We start from the raw sequence: 17,526 nt of genomic DNA on the forward strand, positions 1-17,526 counted from the left end.
GATGTTCACAAATGTGGGAATATCAAGCACAACAATAAATATTAGGGAACTGTTAATTATGATCAAGTCACTTTTAACATTATTTATTTCATTCGCAATCATTGCAAATCCAGCTCAAGATGACACTACAATTGGTGATAATGGGCAAGATGATAACCAAGTCTGCCTCGAGCTTAGTCAAGATAAGTTAATTGGTCTTGAGAGTAAGCCTGAAAATGAGCTAGTATTCGTTTCCAATAAATGTTCATACGCTGACTTCACAAAAGAACTAAAAGAAAAACTTCAAGCGGCCCTGCCTTTTGAAGGAGAAGGAAGATTACAACTTTCACTAAAAGACGAAAAAATCAATGTCATTATGGACACTCTTGCAACAGAACATGTTGGTTCAAGTCGTTTTTCATATGAAGACACAAAGAAAATTGAAGACTTCTATTCTTCAACTAAAGCTGATTCTCTTAAACAATCAGGAAACCTAGAGTCTCTTAGAGATGATCAATCAGACGAATTCTACCTTGTGCTATTCTTTAATGCGCAAAAGGATCGCCTCATTGTAATTTATAAGCGTCTAACAGAAGCACCAGTTAATGATGTGCCTCCAACAGACTCTGATGATGATCTACCTCCGTCGGATGATCTACCATCTGAAGAATTATAAAATAAGAAATTTCTTAGCAAAGATACTAGATGCTAGATCGGCATTTTCGCTACTACGATTATCAATACGATAACCTATAAAGACCTTCTTTCCTCTACGGAAAGTATATGAAGGAACAAGGCGAACATATTGGTCCATATCGCCTTTGTATAAAATAAACTCTTCACCTGGCTTAATATCCTTAGCATTAATAAGAAGAGATCCAAGATCGATACTTTTTGCAGACCAATCAACTTTTATCTTCTTTATTTCATCATCCTTACTTGCAGGCCCTCGCCCACTATCTTTTTTATATTCAAGTCCATTAAACATCTTAGAAATTTCAGATGCATCAGGATGATTTGTTATTGATGCTGGTAATGTTGCACCTGAGCTTTGTAGATTATTTAAATCTAACTCTGGAGCAGAACGTCCTGTGATATCAACTACAGTGGCCTTCTTTTCAGGAGGCAAGAAAGTTGAGTTTCCTGTACCACCAGAACCACCAGCTCCAGAGCTCATCCCATTACTGCCACCACTTCCAGAAGTTGGGCTCCCCACGTTTGCAATCTGTCTATCATTACTTCTTCTACGATCATCACTTGAAGGAGATCTTCTAATTGGCTCTAAAGTCTCAGCATCATAACGCTGATAATTTTCACGATTAGCTCTTGCAAGCTCCTCTCGCTCTTTCTTCATACGACGATCTTGCGCTGCAATCGCATCTTTTAAAGAACTACCTGCTTCACGTAATGTCTTAATCGTCTCAACCATCTGCTTAGTTCTAGCTGAAACTTTTCTGCGACCACGTCCACGTGATCCCATCGTTAATCTTCCATTATTTGTGTTTAAGTTACTTTGTTGAACTGGCCCCTGTTGAGTTTGCTGAGCAGGGGCATTTGTAACAACATTATTAATATTTGAATCATTTGAAGAGATAATTTTAGAATCTCCTTGGGCAACTGAGTTACCTTTGTTCTCAACAGCTTCCTGTGCGATATTTTCGTTATCTGTCCCACCAATATCGAAAGATTCCCCATCTTTACTCTCAAAGAATTGAGAAACAAGAGAACCTTTATTAAGTGATGCCGTCTCATTCTTTGCATGTCCAACCATAGACTTAATATCATCGAAATCATCTTTATGTAGATACTCTTCTAAATAAGAGATATCTTCTTCACTCATAGATCCCGATTTAATATCTTTGATTAGTTGGTTTCCAATTGCCTCTTTTAAAAATAAACAATTTGGTAAATTTTGATTTTCTTTTGAAGTACATCCTTCCTTTACAAATTCACTTAAGGCTTTTTCCTTATCAACATTACAGCCATGAATTGAATAAGGAGCTTTATCTTTACATATCTTTTCACACCTAGGATTAGCTTCCTCGTTATTATTCTTATAGGCGGCTGAAAGAGTGCTAAATATATTTAATGATAAGTCTTGTCTCTTAGGTCGATCTTTTATCTTACAATAGTAATTATAACTATCTACATTTTCTAAAAATGGTAGTTCAAATTCAAAATCGTCTTTTTCTGTAGAAGTTATCGATTCACCTGAGCAAAAGCTCTTAACCTTCTGATTAAAATCAACACAGAAGTTATCTAAGTCAGACTGCTCCATACTCAAGCTTTCAACATCATTCTTAATTAGAGACTGACAAGAATTTGTTCTAAACTTGCTTATAGTATTATTTGTATTATCAACACTTGAACTAAAAATTTCATGAAAATCAATACCTAATTCACTTGCAAAGTCTTTACCTACATATTCAGGAAACATCTCATTAATCATTTGTTCACTACAATGTGAATTAAGAGTCTTATGGAGCTTACAGTTTAATTCTAAATCCTGATCAACGGCCTTAACTAAATTTCTTGCCATCATGAAAATACTCCCCTTGAGGTGTTTTCCATTTCTTTGACGAAAAATCTTACGACTTTGACTATAATCTGCTTTATCATTTGCAGAGACACATTCACAGTAAGAGTCTATATTTACATCAGAGCCGATACTCTCAACACAAGTCTTTCCAACCTTAGAATGAAAACCAGTTCCCATACGTTCCGCAATATCAGCAAAGCTATCTCCACCTGTGAAAATCGAAACAATCCCTTGGCGACATTCAGCTGTTGCTAATTGTGATACCAGAATCATTAGGAACGTAATTAATATCTTCATCATATCCTTAATTAAGGTTTATTGGCATATTTGGTTCAGACCTTTTAATCTCTCTTATAGACTTCACTGGGACTAAGTTAAATCGTTCACCAGATCTTAATCTTCTCATTACAGCTGAGTACTCTTTCGCATTTTTCGAATTTTTATAATTTTTTTCTAGATGTTCAAAGACATAGAACATGGGTCCTTCAAATGACTTACCTTCTCTAGTAATTCGAATATATGCATTAGGATCAACGCCCCCATATGTAGACTTCATCATAGAACCTAGATAGTATGAGTAATCACCACCACTACTTACATGATCAAAAAAGTTTTTACTAAATGCCCAGCAATCCATAGACAACATATATTTAAAAAAGAAGTCTCTATGATTTCCTTCTTTGTATGTTTCATCAATATGTTGCATAATTTTTTTATATGAAGGTAAAAGTTTATTTGGCGTACGATAAGCATCACAGACTGCCCTACGACTTGGATACATAATATCAGCAATATTATCCGGATAATTTGGATAAGATGTATTTGTGCCATAAGATTTTACATCAGCAATCATTCTAAAATTAAGTTCATTTTTACGATCGAGAATAGGTGGAACTGACTCAGTTAGACAGTCAACATCTGCACCTTGAATTGCTCTTACGCCCACAAAAGCACTGCTATGAAAGGCAAAAAGAAATGTTAAAAATGGTAAAATGAATTTATTCATAAGTAATCCTTTGTCAGCTAATCGGCTTCTAAGTTACTGACTTTAGGGATTACTTATAATTTTTTAATTTGGCTTAGATCGGCCAGACCGACTGTATCTGTCGGTCTTTAGAGGCTTTTAAAATAATCTAGACTTTCTGGATTTGATACCGCTTGAACATTATCGAGCTTGCGTCCGTTTATTAAACGACTTACGGCCATTTCCATTTTTTTACCTGAGCGTGTGTATGGGATGCCCTTCACTGCAATCACCTTCTTAGGCATATGCCTTGGTGTTGTGTTCTCACGAATACGCGAGCGAATTAGTTTGATATCTTCTTTTGAAAGTTCATGGCCATCTTTTGTGACAACAAAGAGCCATACTTCGACATCCCCATCAATATTCTTTCCGACACAAACTGAATCTTCGATGAAGTCAATTGTTTCAGTTTGGCGATAAATTTCTGCGGTACCAATTCGAACACCACCAGGATTAAGAGTAGCATCAGATCGCCCTAAAACTTGTGCACCACCTGTTTCAGTGATTTTAATAAAGTCACCATGATGCCAAACGCCTTTAAACTCTGCAAAATAGGCTTTGTGGATTCTTTCGCCGTTATCATCATTTAAGAAATAAATTGGTCGAGATGGAAAGCTTTGAAGACAAACGAGTTCCCCTTCCTCACCTTTTACCTCTTTTCCACGAGAATCAAAACAAGTGACATCCATTCCAAGGCCTGCACATTGTAACTCTCCTCGATGAACTGGAAGAATAGGATTTCCTAAGAAGAAGCAACCAATAATATCTGTTCCACCAGATATACTTGAAAGCTGGATATCTTTTTTAAATTTATTATAAACATAGTCAAATTGCTCAGGTAGTAGCGGTGCACCTGTTGAGAGCATTGTTTCTAAAGATGAAAAGTCATATTTAGAAAGATCGATACCTGAATCTTCAAGGGCCTTTAAAAACTTAGGACTTGTTCCAAATATATTAATTTGTTCTTTTTCAATTAAGGAAATAAAGTCACCGAAAGTTGGATATGCAGGTGATCCTTCATAAAGAACTGTAGTTGCTCCAAAATAAAGTGAAGAGATCAACCAATTCCACATCATCCAACCACAAGTAGTGAAATACATTATTGTCGAATCTTCTTTTAGATTTGTATGTAAGCCTAATTCTTTAATATGGTTAAGTAATGTTCCTCCAATTGAGTGAACAATACACTTCGGCTTTCCAGTTGTCCCCGATGAATACATGATATAAAGAGGATCTTTAAAATCACACTCTATAAATTCGATTTCATCTTCACTTGGCTTTACAATATCACTCCAAGAGACGGCCTTATGAATTGATGAAACATCCATCCCCTCGCCCTTGAAATCAACGACAATAACTTTTTCAATACTATCAATCTTTGAAACAACAGCATTTATCTTATCTGTTAGATCAAAGTATTTTCCACCATATTCGTATCCGTTAACAGTAACAAGGACCTTCGGTTTTGATTGGCCAAAACGATCAATAACACCTTCGATACCAAAGTCACTTGAAGTCGAAGTAAATACTCCACCAAGAGCTGTTGTCGCTAACATTGATGTCGCAGTTTCAGTGATATTTGGCATATAACAAGCAAGAACATCGCCTTTAGAAATATGATCTTTTATGACTTTTTGTAATCCTGAAACATCTTTTCGCAATTGCTCAAATGTCGTTTTAATTGTTTTACCAGATTCTCGAACACTGCTTAGAGCAATATTTACATCACGGCCTTTCTTGAGCATATTCTTTGCGAAGTTAAGCTTCATATTTGGAAACCAACCATAAGTATCAAAACTTAGATCAGTACATACAGGCTCTAATTCTCCGCTGAAATCAACATCATAGAATTTTACGAGTTCTTTCCAAAAACTATTTGGATTATCAACCGAGTACTTATGGAGAGAATGATAAGACTGGCAATCAAGGCCTTGAGACTTATTAATATACTTAATGAACTCCATCATATTTGATGACTGAATTCTTACGTTGCTTGGCGTGTATAAAATATTACTCACTTCTTCTTCCTCAGTACTCGATTATATTTAAAGCAGTCCTTTTAATGCTTGAGCGCTATCAGCTTCTACTTTTTCATGGAGAGAGTTTCCATGAGCATCCATTGTTACGACAACAGGAAACTCCTCAACAGTTAATTCCCAGATAGCTTCTGGTGAACCAAGATCACGCCAATAAACATTATCCACTGATTTAATCTTTTCAGCTAGAACCTGAGCTGCACCACCAATACCGTGGAAATATACACAGCCATATTCTCTACAACCATCAAGTGTCTTTTGACCCATTCCACCTTTACCGATAACTCCTAGGATTCCATGATCTCTCATAACTTCCCATTGATATGGCTCTTCACGAATTGAAGTCGTAGGCCCTGCTGCTTTTACTTCATATGTACCATCATCTTTTTCAAGAACGACTGGACCACAGTGATAAATAATTTGATTATTTAAATCAACAGGAGGTTCTGTGCCCTCATGTAAACGCTTATGTACAGCATCACGTCCAGTAAACATTTTTCCTGAAATAAGAACCATGTCACCAACTTTTAGTTCTCTTATTTGTTCTTTTGTAAAAGGATAATCTAGTCTTTTCATTTCGACCTCTTAGTATAACCAGTTCTTAATTTCGTTATTTGATTTTAGAGCAACACCTTGTCTTCTAAATGCCCAGCACATATATGAAACTGAAACAAAGAATGATGCTGGTAGACGGTTTAGATCTGTTACCTTACATCCAAGAAGAGTTGTCTTTCCACCAAATCCCATTGGTCCAATACCTAATTTATTTGCTGTTTCAACGATATCTTTCTCAAGAGCAGCAAGCTCTGGGTTTTCATTTGTATCATCAAGCTTTCTTAAGAATTGATCTTTAGCAGCGACATGACCTGTTCCACGATCACCACCAATACAAACACCTAGAACACCTGGTCCACATCCCTTTCCTTGTGCCTTTTGTACACAATCAAGAATCGCCTTTCTTACACCATCAAGATCACGTCCAGCATTTAGCTCTGTATTAGGAAGTGAATATTGTGCACCGACGTTTTCACATCCTCCACCCTTAAGCATTAGTTTTACATTTAGTGATTTTGACTTATGTTGTTCAAACTTAATGACAGGATGGCCACCACCGACATTCATACAGTCATTCTTTCCAGTAAGAGAATTAACAGAATTCTGTCTTAGGTATCCAATTTCAGTTGCTTTTAAAACGGCCTTCTCGCAGATTTTACGAAAAGCTGCTTGATCAAAGTCTTTAGGATGAGAAACTTTAAAAACAATTGTTCCAGTATCCTGACATAGAGGCTGAGACTTCATCTTTGCCATTTTAATATTTGCTTGAATGATATTCATTGCATACTCAGCAGTTGTGTTCTTTTCTTCTCTATGAAGGGCCTCAAGAACAACTTTCTGCACGTCGTCTGGTAGGACTGTAGAAGTAACACGAATTAGCTCAAGTAGAGAATCAAAAAGGGCCGTATTCTTATTTGGTAATTTTACTACTTTCTTCTTAGCTGCTTTCTTTGCTACTTTCTTCTTAGTTGCTTTCTTTGCTACTTTCTTCTTAGTTGCTTTCTTTGCTACTTTCTTCTTAGTTGCTTTCTTCTTAGTTGCTTTCTTCTTAGTTGCTTTCTTCTTAGTTGCTTTCTTCGCTACTTTCTTCTTAGTTGCTTTTTTCTTAGCTACTTTTTTCTTAGTTGCTTTTTTCTTCGCTACTTTCTTCTTCGCTACTTTTTTCTTAGTTGCTTTTTTCTTAGCTACTTTTTTCTTAGTTGTTTTTTTCTTAGCTACTTTCTTCTTAGTTGCTTTTTTCTTAGCTACTTTTTTCTTAGTTGCTTTTTTCTTAGCTACTTTTTTCTTAGCTACTTTTTTCTTAGTTGCTTTTTTCTTAGCTACTTTTTTCTTTACGGCCATGGCCAACTCCTTAAATTATTTAATCGATATAGAAAAATCTTCCAAATTCATGTGCATACTTTTGAGTAATCATTCCGTATCCTGGATAGCTTACTCCATCGAGTTTAAATTTTTTCCCAAAGCCTTTTACGCCCCAAGAGTTTTTAAAATAATAAACTCCCTTATATTCAAACTCTTTCCAAGAACCATCTTCCATTTGCATCTTTGTCTCTACAATAACATCATCATCGTAACCAACAAGGATCATAGAATGGCCTCCTCCTTTGACAGAAGAAATTCGACGATCTCGAGTCCCAATCTCAGGGTATCCAACAATACCTGCATACCATTTAGACTTATCACGCTCTTGAATTTCGTGAGTAATTGTCTTCTTAGAATTCCAAGAACCGTAATATAATTTAGTACCCATAATAACGGACTTCCCGTCATTTAACCATTGCTTAATTTTATTGAGGTCTCTTGATTTATATGATTTTTTTCTCTTAAATAAGTTACTTACTAAAGTATCTCTTAGATAAATTGATTCCTTTCTAATTGGAATAAAGTCAGGGTCAATTTGTGCAATATCATAATCAGACATTGTAAAAAGTCTTGGATCTCTTTGACCAAGTAAACAAGACTTTAAATACTTAGGAAGAACAACAAGGTGCCCGCATGTTTTCTTTGCAATATTAATTTGTGGGAAGTCTTCATCAAGAGATGGCCATTTTTTACGAGAGTAAGGCCATGTCTTTTCATAAACAACACCCATATCTAAGATGGCCCTCATATTCTTCGAAGTTGAAGAGCCTTCAGTGAGCTTATCTTTCATAATAATATACTCCATCCATTGCTCGGACAGATCTAACTCAACGGGTAAAAATCCTTGTTTACGTATCAACAAGTGCTCCACCATTCCAATGGCCGTAAACATTGTACAAGTGCCTCGAGAGCCTTGAGACTTTACAGCAGTTTGTAAACCAATGAGGCCGTGAATATCACTCTTAGATGGAAGCTCATCGGCATGGACTGAGCTAAAGAGAATTACCAAATTCAATAAAATAATTTTTATAAGTGTTGTGTTCATAACTTGAAATTTTGACCATTTAACTCGGTTTTAGCAAGATGCATTGCGACTTTAAATACTTATAAATTTATAAACAAGCAGTGCATAAAAATTCTCTTACTTGAGGTCAAAATAGATTGCCTAATCAGCTCTAGGAGGGCACATTATAGGATATGATTTCATTGGCAGGATTAAACGACAAACAACGCGAAGCAGCTGAGACTATCGATGGCCCAGTGCTAATTTTAGCGGGTGCAGGTAGTGGTAAGACAAGAACTCTTACCTACCGAATTGCGCACATGGTCGACAACCTTCATATTCCTGGAAAAAGTATCCTTGCCGTATCATTTACAAATAAGGCCGCAAAAGAAATGAAAGAGCGCGTTATTACCCTACTTGGTAAACAAAAATCAAGAGGAATGACCCTTGCAACATTTCACTCTCTAGGGCTTAAGATTCTAAAAAAAGAGATTACTCATCTTGGTTATCATAAGAACTTTTCAATCTATGATCAAACAGATCAATTAAGTATTATACGAGAAGGCCTTAGGCTTTATCACGATAATAAAGGTGCATTTAAAAAAGAGATCATTGCATCTAAGATTGGTAAACTAAAAAATGAAGGGATAAAACCAGAAGACTTTGCAGACTCACCGTTTTTTGACGGTGAAGATCCATACGATCATGCAGTTAACTTCATGTATGAATTCTATCAAGATAAATTGAAATTCTATAATGCAATCGACTTTGATGACATTCTACTACTTACAGTTAGACTCTTTGATGAAAACCCAGAGTTGGCCCGCGAATATTCAGAACAATTTCGCTATATCATGGTCGATGAATACCAAGACACTAATCCATTACAATTTAGACTTATTCGTCATCTAACATGTGCCCATGATAATCTCTGTGTGGTTGGTGACGATGACCAGGCCATCTATTCATTTAGAGGTGCCGATATTTCTAATATTATTGGTTTTGAAAGAGACTACTCACGAGCTAAAGTTGTAAAACTTGAGCAAAACTATCGCTCAGTCTCACCTATTTTGAAATTAGCAAACTCAGTTATTAAAGAGAATAAAGATCGTCGTGATAAAACACTGTGGTCAGATAAGCCAAGTGACATGAAGCCAATTCTTTGGGAATTAGCGGATACTGATCACGAAGCAGAAATCGTTGTTGAAGATATTGTCTCCCACCAGTCAAAAGGTGGACATTTAGGTGATATTGCAATTTTATATCGATCAAATACACAAGCAGCACCAATTGAAGAACAACTAAGACTATCACAAGTTCCTTATACAATTATTGGTGGTCAAAAATTCTACGAGAAGAAAGAAGTAAAAGATATCATGGCCTACCTTCAGGTAATCCGTAATCCGGCCGACCAAATGGCATTAAGACGGGTACTAAATGTTCCAAGTCGAGGAATCGGTATAAGAACACTTGAGAAATTTCTTGAAGAAAGTGAGGCCCATGAAATTGACTTATTTTCTGCGATGAAGAAATCGCCAGAACTTGCAGGAAGTCGTGAAGAAAAGATAAAAAACTTTGTTAAGCTAATTGAGAACACAAAGAATTACTTTGATAAGTATTCACTTAGTGAGGCCATAACAAACTTAATTGAAGACCTAAAATACTTTGAATACATCGATAAGTGCTATGATCAAGCAAAACAGGCTAGTCGAAGAAAAGATGATATTCACTTCTTTATAGAATCAGCTGCTCGTTTTACTGAAAACTTTAAAGAGTCTGCAACTCTATCTAAATTCTTAGAAAAACTAATGCTACAAGACTCTCAAGATTCAAGAGATGACGATGAAGAAGATGACGATGTTAGAAAGAATGAAGTAACTCTTATGACGCTACATTCATCTAAAGGACTTGAGTTTAAACAAGTCTATATGATTGGAGTTGAAGAGGAACTTCTTCCACATAAGAGAACAATTATTAATAACGAAGGTGACGCTGAAGAGCGCAGACTTTGTTATGTTGGAATTACACGAGCACAAGAAAAGCTCATCATGACAGTGTGTAAAGAGAGAAAGATATACGGGAATATGCTTCCAAGACATCGCTCTCGCTTTATTGTAACTGATGATGCCAAGAGATTTTATCAGGAACAAGATCGCCAAAATTTTGGTCACCTTGAAAGCCAAGAAGAAGTTGATAAATATAAGAAGGACTTCTTTTCAGGGCTTATGAATCTTCTAGATTAAATTCAATTGTAACTGTGTTTGAAGAATAACCAGGTATAAGGCTTAAAAGAGCATCGAAGAAATCCTGATCGATTCTTACACGCATACGGCTTACTTTACGACAGTCATAACTTCTTTGAGAAAGAATATCTCTTATTCGTCTCTCTTCTATACCGAAGCCAACAACCTTCTTGGATGCTTTGTAGTCAAGGACATCATCTTTTTTTGCCCATACACCATTTCTTGAAGCACAGAACTGACTATTTAACTTCACACCACTTGCGCAAGAAGTAATTAAGAGTGAAATAAAGAGAAGATTAATAAACTTCATACTCATTCTCCCCAATATCTGTCACGGCCCTAACTTTTACATCCTTGCGTGAAAATAAACCTAGACTTAAAAACTTGACCCACTGATACCATGTTGTTTCGATTTCAGTTATCTCTACTCTCGAAACATATTCACTACGTCTTCTAAAGAAATCATTTCCCATTTTTACGTGATGTACCTTAGGTAAGGTTCCATAAAACATATTATCGTTAGTGTGATCACCTTTTAGAATAATGACTTCTCGATTGGCATGCTTTGAAATATGTAATAGACGCTCACCATCTCCAGTATAAAGAGTATGTGAGCAGGAAACAAAAAATATTAAAAAAATTAAGAATTTAATCTTAGTTACCTTTAAAGTCCGGGTTACGTTTTTCTTTAAGAGCACTTAGCCCTTCAAAGTGATCATTAGTTCTTTGAGCTATTCCTTGATATGCACTCATAAGATTTAAATGACTTTCTAGATCATCACGACTAGCACGCTTCATAGCTGTCTTAGTTAATTGTACAGCAACAGGAGCATTGGCCGCAATTTCATTTGCAGTAGCAGAAACAGCAAGTTTTAGATCCTCACCCGTTACAATATTATTGATAAGACCCATATGCATCGACTCTTTAGCAGTATAAATACGACCTGTGAGATACATCTCCATTGCCTTAGTATAACCAACTTTTCGAGTTAAAAAATAAGGTCCACCATCTCCGGGAACAAGAGAAAGCTTACAGAATGTTTCACCAAATTTTGCATCATCACTAGCGATAGCAAGATCACACATTGCAACTAAATCACAACCTGCACCGATAGCACCTCCGTGAACCATTGCAATAACTGGTGTTTGTAATTTTTCGATTGTACGAGGAATATTTTGAATTCCTTTAGAGTAACGGTTTCTTAACTCGAATGGCTCCCCTGCAAACATACCTTTTCGGGCCTGCATCGCTTTAATATCCCCGCCAGCACAGAAGTTATCTCCTTCTCCACTTATAACAATAACTCTAACTTCACTATCAGTATCAGCATATTCTAAGACTTCAGTAAGAGATGCGATCATTTTATTTGTAATGGCATTTGCCATTTTAGGATTATCTAAACTAAGCCATAATACATGGCCGTTTTTTTCAACTTTTAATTGCTCAAACTCGTATCCGTAAATTGCCATTACTTTCTTCCTTTATATGCTTGAAAAAACTTCGATGGAGCCTGATGTCCAATCTTTGATGTGATAAATTCACTTGCAGCATGAAGCTTATCCATATCAATACCAGTATCACATCCTAATTTATTTAAAAGATTAACCACATCATCTGTTGCAACATTTCCGCTGGCACCTTTTGCATAAGGACAACCACCAAGACCTGCAGCAGATGAATCAAAGACAGTAACTCCCTCTTCCAGAGAAGCATAGATATTTGCTAAGGCCATACCTTCTGTATCGTGAAAATGCATGGCCATCTGATTAAGATCAAACTCATTTGCAATCATTTTAGTAATTCGTCTAACCTGTACTGGGTTTGCAACACCAATAGTGTCACCTAAAGAAATCTCATAACAACCTAAATCAAGTAATCTCTTTATCCCATCAATAATGGCATCATCCTCAATATCTTTTTCATAAGGACAACCAAAAACTGTTGAAAGATAGCCACGTAATTTCATTCCAGCATCACTAGCTTCACGAGCGACTTGGACTTGACGAGCGTGTGCTTCTTCAATTGTCGCATTTATATTTTTTTGATTAAAAGTATTAGAAGTTGCAGTGAACATACTAATCTCTTTTACACCTAAAGACTTAGCGACCTCGAGACCTTTTAAATTAGGAACTAAACAAGGAGTTGAGATCCCCTTGCCCTTTGTTAGTTCTAATACTTTAGGATAAAGATCTGCAGCGTCTTTCATTTGAGGAATTTTATCCGGACGAACAAAGCTTGTAATTTCAATAGTCTTAAGTCCCGTCTCACTTAGAAGACGAATAAACTCTAGTTTATCTTCGGTTTCTACAAAACTTTTTTCATTTTGTAGGCCATCACGAGGACCAACTTCAACAATTTTAATCTCTTTACTAAAATTACTCATAAATTATCCAATTATGCCAGTTCGACTAACTCGACTCCTCCATCAATCGTCTGACCTTCATTAACTAATATTGCATCGACTTTTCCGTCACGAGATGCTTTTACAGTATGTTCCATTTTCATTGCTTCCATTACAATCAGTGCATCGCCAACTGAAACAGACTGCCCTGCCTCAACGAGTACTTTCAATACTTTCCCAGGCATTGGAGAGCTCATATCACCGGCTTCACCAGTAGCGGCACCAGAGCGTTTAGCAACAAGCCTTTTTGCTTCAACTCGCTTACTATTAACAATATATGCATTCTTTTGAGTTAAAATATGAAATGGAACATCATTAACCCATAGTGCATCTTCTTCAATATCAACTGCAAAAGTAAAATCGAAGAAGCGTACGATGAGTGAGCTTACGCCAGAAAATTTAAAAGTAGCAGTTAGCTCATTACCATCAACGATATAATGGCGAGTTTCTAAAGCCTCACCGCTCATTCTAAAAGAATCGAAAAGGATATTATCTCTTAAGAAGTCATGCGCTAATGTAGCGGCAATTTCTTCAGCATAAACTTCAGCAGGGGCCAAGTCTTCTTCGTATGTTTTAACAAAGTGTGTATATGTGTCACCCTTTAAGAATGCATCATGCTTAAGAATACGTACAAGATAGTCATTATTAGTAGTTAAACCTTCAAAAGGTAGATGGTTTAATCCAGCTATCATTGTCCCAATCGCTTCATCACGATCTGCACCCCAAGTAATAACTTTAGCAATCATAGGATCAAAATTTACTGTGATAGAATTTCCATTCTTGTAACCTGTATCAAGACGTACACCGTCGATAGCATCACCTATGTATTCGAGACGGCCAATAGCAGGCATAAAGTCATTGTCAGGATCTTCAGCGTAGATACGACACTCTATCGCATGACCAATTTGTCTAATATCATCCTGAGTGAAATCAAATGCTTTACCACTAGCTGCAATTAGTTGTAAGTCAACTAGATCAAACCCCGTTACCATTTCTGTTACCGGATGTTCTACTTGAAGACGAGTATTCATCTCTAAGAAGTAAAATTCGTTTCCATCTAAAATAAGCTCAATTGTTCCAGCACCGTGATAATTAATCGATTTCGTAATTTTAATCGCAGCGTCTGTCATGGCCTTACGTAGTTCATCACCTAAAGCAAGTGAAGGTGTTTCTTCAATAATTTTCTGATGACGTCTTTGAATTGAACATTCTCTTTCAAAGAAATGGAAGTGATTACCGTGAGTATCACTAACAACTTGTATTTCAATATGTCGTGGGCTAGTGATGAATTTTTCAATAAGAACGATATCAGAACCAAAAGAGCTTAAAGCTTCACGCTTACAACTTTCAAGCTCAGCTAAAAAGTCTTGAGAACTTTCCACAATTCTCATTCCCTTTCCACCACCACCAGCAGAAGCTTTAATAAGGACAGGATAACCCATCTTATCAGCTTGTGACTTCAATAGTTCAGGATCCTGGTTTTCGCCATTATATCCAGGGATAACAGGAACACCAATTTCGATCATCTTATCTTTTGAGCCTTTCTTATCACCCATAAGAATAATGTGCTCGGGTGTAGGGCCAATAAAGATAAGACCTGCATCTGTTACTTTTTGACTGAATTCTGCGTTCTCAGATAGGAAACCATAACCAGGGTGAATTGCATCACAGCCGCTATCTTTTGCGATTTGAATAATCTTATCCATATTTAGGTAAGTTTCACTTAGAAGGTTTCCTTCTAAATAATAAGATTCATCAGCAAATTCTCTTTGAGGAAGGTTTCTTTCTTCAAAAGTATAAAGCGTGACAGTTTTAATCCCGAGATTGCGACAAGTCTTAATTACTCGTAATGCAATTTCAGCTCGGTTAGCAATAAGAACTTTATTTATTTCTTTCATATTATTCTATTTCCAGTTTGGTTTTCTTTTTTCTAGTAATGCACTCATCCCTTCCTGACCTTCATCAGAAATTCTTTGTTTTGCAATAACATTACAAGTGTAGTCAGTAACTTCTTCAGTATTTCCAAGTCTCTCTTTAACACCAAAAATAAGCTTTTTTGCTTCTCTTTGAGCTTTGGGAGCAACTTTAATAAGTTGTTTTGCCATATGTACAATATCGGCATCGTAGTAACGATCAAGTGAAACTTGATGAACAAGACCAATCTCAAGAGCGCGTTTCCCGTCAAATCTCTCACCAGTTAAGAAAAGATGGCGAGCATTTGACTCTCCAATTTTTGCAATAACAAATGGAGAGATAACAGCAGGAACAAGTCCAAGATTAACTTCTGTTAAACCAAATTTTGCACTCTCACTTGCAATAACAAAGTCACAACAAGCAACAAGTCCAACACCACCTCCAAGGGCGGCTCCATTAACTTTTCCAATAACTGGTTTTGAAAGATTATTAATCGCATGAAAAAGTCCTGCTAATTTCTTAGAGTCAGCAATATTTTCTTCCATTGAATAATCTTTCATACGCTTCATCCAATTTAGATCAGCACCCGCACAAAAAGACTTCCCTTCACCTGTTAGAACAACAACTCTTACAGAGTCATCATTTTCAAGTCCAAGAAACTCTTCTGTTAGAGCAGCAATCATCTCATCGTTAAAAGCATTATGTACTTCTGGGCGATTTAAAGTGATGTAACATACACCGGCCTCTTCGCCACTCGTTTTTAATTCCTTAATATATCCACTCATATAAACTCCTTCTCAATTCTCATTACATTCTAAAGACACCAAACTTAGTCTCTTCTATTGGTGCTTGTTTACTTGCTTTAATAGCAGCACCTAAGATATCTCGTGTCTTATGTGGCTCAATTACACCATCATCCCAAAGTCGAGCTGTTGAATAATAAGCACTTCCCTCTTCTTCATATTTGTCTAAGATTGGTTGTTTAAACTGAGCTTCTTGTTCAGGCGTCATTGGAGCCTGACCTTTTGCTTTAAGGCCATCTTGTCGAACTGTTGCAAGAACTCCAGCAGCTTGCTCTCCACCCATTACAGAAATTCGTGCATTTGGCCACATCCACATAAAACGTGGAGAATAAGCGCGTCCACACATACCGTAATTTCCAGCACCAAATGATCCACCAATAACAACAGTGAACTTTGGTACGTTTACAGTAGAAACAGCTGTAACCATCTTAGCGCCATGCTTTGCAATCCCTTCTGCTTCATATTTAGAACCGACCATAAACCCTGTAATATTTTGCAGGAATACTAGTGGAATATTTCTTTGCCCACAAAGTTGGATAAAGTGAGAGCCTTTGATTGCTGATTCAGAAAAAAGAATTCCGTTATTAGCAACAATTCCTACTCTTTCACCACAGATCTTAGCAAAACCACACACTAGTGTTGGCCCGTACTTTTCTTTAAATTCATGAAAGCGTGATCCATCAACAATACAAGCAATGATTTCACGAATATCAAATGGCTTCTTCGTATCTCTAGGTAGAATTCCATAGATATCTTCAGCATCATATTTTGGCATTTCAAAATTAAAGTCATCTTCATTTTGAATGAAATTTGTATTTTCAACAATTGAGCGAGTAATCGCTAATGCGTCCTCTTCATCTTCTGCAAAGTGATCAGCAACACCAGAGTCACTTGTGTGAACCTTGGCCCCACCAAGAGTCTGAGCGTCTACTTCCTCACCTGTTGCGGCCTTTACAAGTGGAGGTCCTCCTAAGAAGATCGTTCCATTATCTTTTACAATAATTGATTCATCTGCCATTGCAGGTACATAAGCTCCACCAGCAGTACATGATCCTAGAACCACAGCAATTTGTGGAATACCTTGAGCAGACATTTGTGCCTGATTATAAAAAATTCTTCCAAAATGTTCCTTGTCAGGAAAAACTTCATCTTGCATCGGTAAGAATGCTCCACCAGAATCCACAAGATAAATACATGGTAGGCGGTTTTCACGTGCAACTTCTTGTGCTCTTAAGTGCTTTTTCACAGTCATTGGAAAATATGTTCCACCCTTAACAGTTGCATCATTTGCAACAAACATGCACCAAACACCATGAACTTTTCCAATACCAGTTACAATACCGGCGCTTGGAATATCCATACCGTACATCCCATTAGCTGCTAATGATGAAAGTTCAATAAATGGAGATCCTGCATCGAGGATCTTATCAATACGTTCACGTGGTAAAAGTTTTCCTCGTGAATGGTGACGTGAAACAGACTTCTCTCCTCCACCTTGATGAGCTTTATTTACTCTTTGTCTAAGTTCTTCAACATTTGAAAAATGAAATTTGAAGTTTTCTTTAAAGTCGTCACTAGTGCGATCGACTTTCGAATGAATCGAAATCGTATCTTGCGAATTAGTCATAGAAAATTGCCTCTAATATTTGTAATAAAACTGAGCAAT

At 36.6% G+C, this 17,526-nt stretch carries 13 protein-coding genes and 2 pseudogenes; 2 read left to right on the plus strand and 13 right to left on the minus strand.

The annotated features are described in order from the left end of the window. The first annotated feature begins 58 nt into the window (after positions 1-58). Positions 59-655: a hypothetical protein gene (locus DAY19_RS13605; RefSeq protein ID WP_115363374.1), complete on the plus strand. Its 597-nt coding sequence runs from the start codon at positions 59-61 to the stop codon at positions 653-655. Here the strand turns inward: DAY19_RS13605 and DAY19_RS13610 are convergent. The 6 genes and pseudogenes from DAY19_RS13610 to DAY19_RS13635 all read right to left on the minus strand — a co-directional run bounded on the left by DAY19_RS13610 (position 650) and on the right by DAY19_RS13635 (position 8,510). Continuing rightward, a complete protein-coding gene (locus DAY19_RS13610; RefSeq protein ID WP_133296977.1) occupies positions 650-2,818 on the minus strand; it encodes a hypothetical protein in 2,169 nt (722 codons plus the stop codon). The genes DAY19_RS13605 and DAY19_RS13610 overlap by 6 nt on opposite strands. A gap of 4 nt (positions 2,819-2,822) precedes the next feature. After that, positions 2,823-3,524 carry a hypothetical protein gene (locus DAY19_RS13615; protein ID WP_115363378.1) on the minus strand — a complete coding sequence of 234 codons (702 nt, stop codon included), beginning with the start codon at positions 3,522-3,524 and terminating at the stop codon, positions 2,823-2,825. 107 nt (positions 3,525-3,631) lie between these two features. Continuing rightward, positions 3,632-5,560 carry an acetoacetate--CoA ligase gene (locus tag DAY19_RS13620; protein ID WP_199506664.1) on the minus strand — a complete coding sequence of 643 codons (1,929 nt, stop codon included), beginning with the start codon at positions 5,558-5,560 and terminating at the stop codon, positions 3,632-3,634. Positions 5,561-5,587: 27 nt separating this feature from the next. Continuing rightward, positions 5,588-7,033: pseudogene (locus DAY19_RS15545) on the minus strand (FumA C-terminus/TtdB family hydratase beta subunit); the annotation flags it as partial. Between the two features lie 171 nt (positions 7,034-7,204). Then, positions 7,205-7,291, minus strand: a pseudogene (locus tag DAY19_RS15550) (endonuclease III); the annotation flags it as partial. Between the two features lie 202 nt (positions 7,292-7,493). Next, a complete protein-coding gene (locus DAY19_RS13635; RefSeq protein WP_133296978.1) occupies positions 7,494-8,510 on the minus strand; it encodes a C1 family peptidase in 1,017 nt (338 codons plus the stop codon). A gap of 182 nt (positions 8,511-8,692) precedes the next feature. Here DAY19_RS13635 and DAY19_RS13640 point away from each other — a divergent pair, with 182 nt between their 5' ends. Then, positions 8,693-10,741: an ATP-dependent helicase gene (locus tag DAY19_RS13640; protein WP_115363382.1), complete on the plus strand. Its 2,049-nt coding sequence runs from the start codon at positions 8,693-8,695 to the stop codon at positions 10,739-10,741. Here DAY19_RS13640 and DAY19_RS13645 read toward each other — a convergent pair. Genes DAY19_RS13645 through DAY19_RS13675 form a run of 7 tightly spaced genes read right to left on the minus strand, consistent with a single transcriptional unit; the run spans position 10,722 to position 17,487 of the window. Next, positions 10,722-11,051, minus strand: a complete 330-nt coding sequence (locus DAY19_RS13645; RefSeq protein WP_115363385.1) for a hypothetical protein — start codon at positions 11,049-11,051, stop codon at positions 10,722-10,724. The genes DAY19_RS13640 and DAY19_RS13645 overlap by 20 nt on opposite strands. Beyond that, the gene (locus DAY19_RS13650; protein WP_115363386.1) at positions 11,038-11,439 is read right to left on the minus strand and encodes a hypothetical protein; all 402 of its coding nucleotides are present in this window, start codon (positions 11,437-11,439) and stop codon (positions 11,038-11,040) included. Before DAY19_RS13650 ends, DAY19_RS13645 begins: the two co-directional genes overlap by 14 nt. Then, positions 11,396-12,211 carry an enoyl-CoA hydratase-related protein gene (locus DAY19_RS13655; protein WP_115363388.1) on the minus strand — a complete coding sequence of 272 codons (816 nt, stop codon included), beginning with the start codon at positions 12,209-12,211 and terminating at the stop codon, positions 11,396-11,398. The genes DAY19_RS13650 and DAY19_RS13655 overlap by 44 nt, the downstream gene beginning before the upstream one ends. Beyond that, a complete protein-coding gene (locus DAY19_RS13660; RefSeq protein WP_115363390.1) occupies positions 12,211-13,125 on the minus strand; it encodes a hydroxymethylglutaryl-CoA lyase in 915 nt (304 codons plus the stop codon). Before DAY19_RS13660 ends, DAY19_RS13655 begins: the two co-directional genes overlap by 1 nt. Positions 13,126-13,136: 11 nt before the next feature. Further along, positions 13,137-15,041: an acetyl/propionyl/methylcrotonyl-CoA carboxylase subunit alpha gene (locus tag DAY19_RS13665; protein ID WP_115363392.1), complete on the minus strand. Its 1,905-nt coding sequence runs from the start codon at positions 15,039-15,041 to the stop codon at positions 13,137-13,139. Positions 15,042-15,047: 6 nt separating this feature from the next. Beyond that, on the minus strand, positions 15,048-15,842 hold the full coding sequence (locus DAY19_RS13670; RefSeq protein WP_115363394.1) for an enoyl-CoA hydratase-related protein: 795 nt from the start codon (positions 15,840-15,842) through the stop codon (positions 15,048-15,050). A gap of 22 nt (positions 15,843-15,864) precedes the next feature. After that, positions 15,865-17,487, minus strand: a complete 1,623-nt coding sequence (locus DAY19_RS13675) for a carboxyl transferase domain-containing protein (RefSeq protein ID WP_115363396.1) — start codon at positions 17,485-17,487, stop codon at positions 15,865-15,867. Between the last annotated feature and the right edge of the window lie 39 nt (positions 17,488-17,526).

The organism is Halobacteriovorax vibrionivorans, from assembly GCF_003346865.1.
GTDB classification, from domain to species: Bacteria; Bdellovibrionota; Bacteriovoracia; order Bacteriovoracales; family Bacteriovoracaceae; genus Halobacteriovorax_A; species Halobacteriovorax_A vibrionivorans.

What these genes read in the sequence shown, in the direction of transcription:
- DAY19_RS13675 (WP_115363396.1), bottom strand. Translation starts at nt 17,487, where the DNA reads ATGACTAATTCGCAAGATACGATTTCGATTCATTCGAAAGTCGATCGC.
- DAY19_RS13605 (WP_115363374.1), top strand. Translation starts at nt 59, where the DNA reads ATGATCAAGTCACTTTTAACATTATTTATTTCATTCGCAATCATTGCA.
- DAY19_RS13615 (WP_115363378.1), bottom strand. Translation starts at nt 3,524, where the DNA reads ATGAATAAATTCATTTTACCATTTTTAACATTTCTTTTTGCCTTTCAT.
- DAY19_RS13670 (WP_115363394.1), bottom strand. Translation starts at nt 15,842, where the DNA reads ATGAGTGGATATATTAAGGAATTAAAAACGAGTGGCGAAGAGGCCGGT.
- DAY19_RS13645 (WP_115363385.1), bottom strand. Translation starts at nt 11,051, where the DNA reads ATGAAGTTTATTAATCTTCTCTTTATTTCACTCTTAATTACTTCTTGC.
- DAY19_RS13610 (WP_133296977.1), bottom strand. Translation starts at nt 2,818, where the DNA reads ATGATGAAGATATTAATTACGTTCCTAATGATTCTGGTATCACAATTA.
- DAY19_RS13655 (WP_115363388.1), bottom strand. Translation starts at nt 12,211, where the DNA reads ATGGCAATTTACGGATACGAGTTTGAGCAATTAAAAGTTGAAAAAAAC.
- DAY19_RS13665 (WP_115363392.1), bottom strand. Translation starts at nt 15,041, where the DNA reads ATGAAAGAAATAAATAAAGTTCTTATTGCTAACCGAGCTGAAATTGCA.
- DAY19_RS13660 (WP_115363390.1), bottom strand. Translation starts at nt 13,125, where the DNA reads ATGAGTAATTTTAGTAAAGAGATTAAAATTGTTGAAGTTGGTCCTCGT.
- DAY19_RS13640 (WP_115363382.1), top strand. Translation starts at nt 8,693, where the DNA reads ATGATTTCATTGGCAGGATTAAACGACAAACAACGCGAAGCAGCTGAG.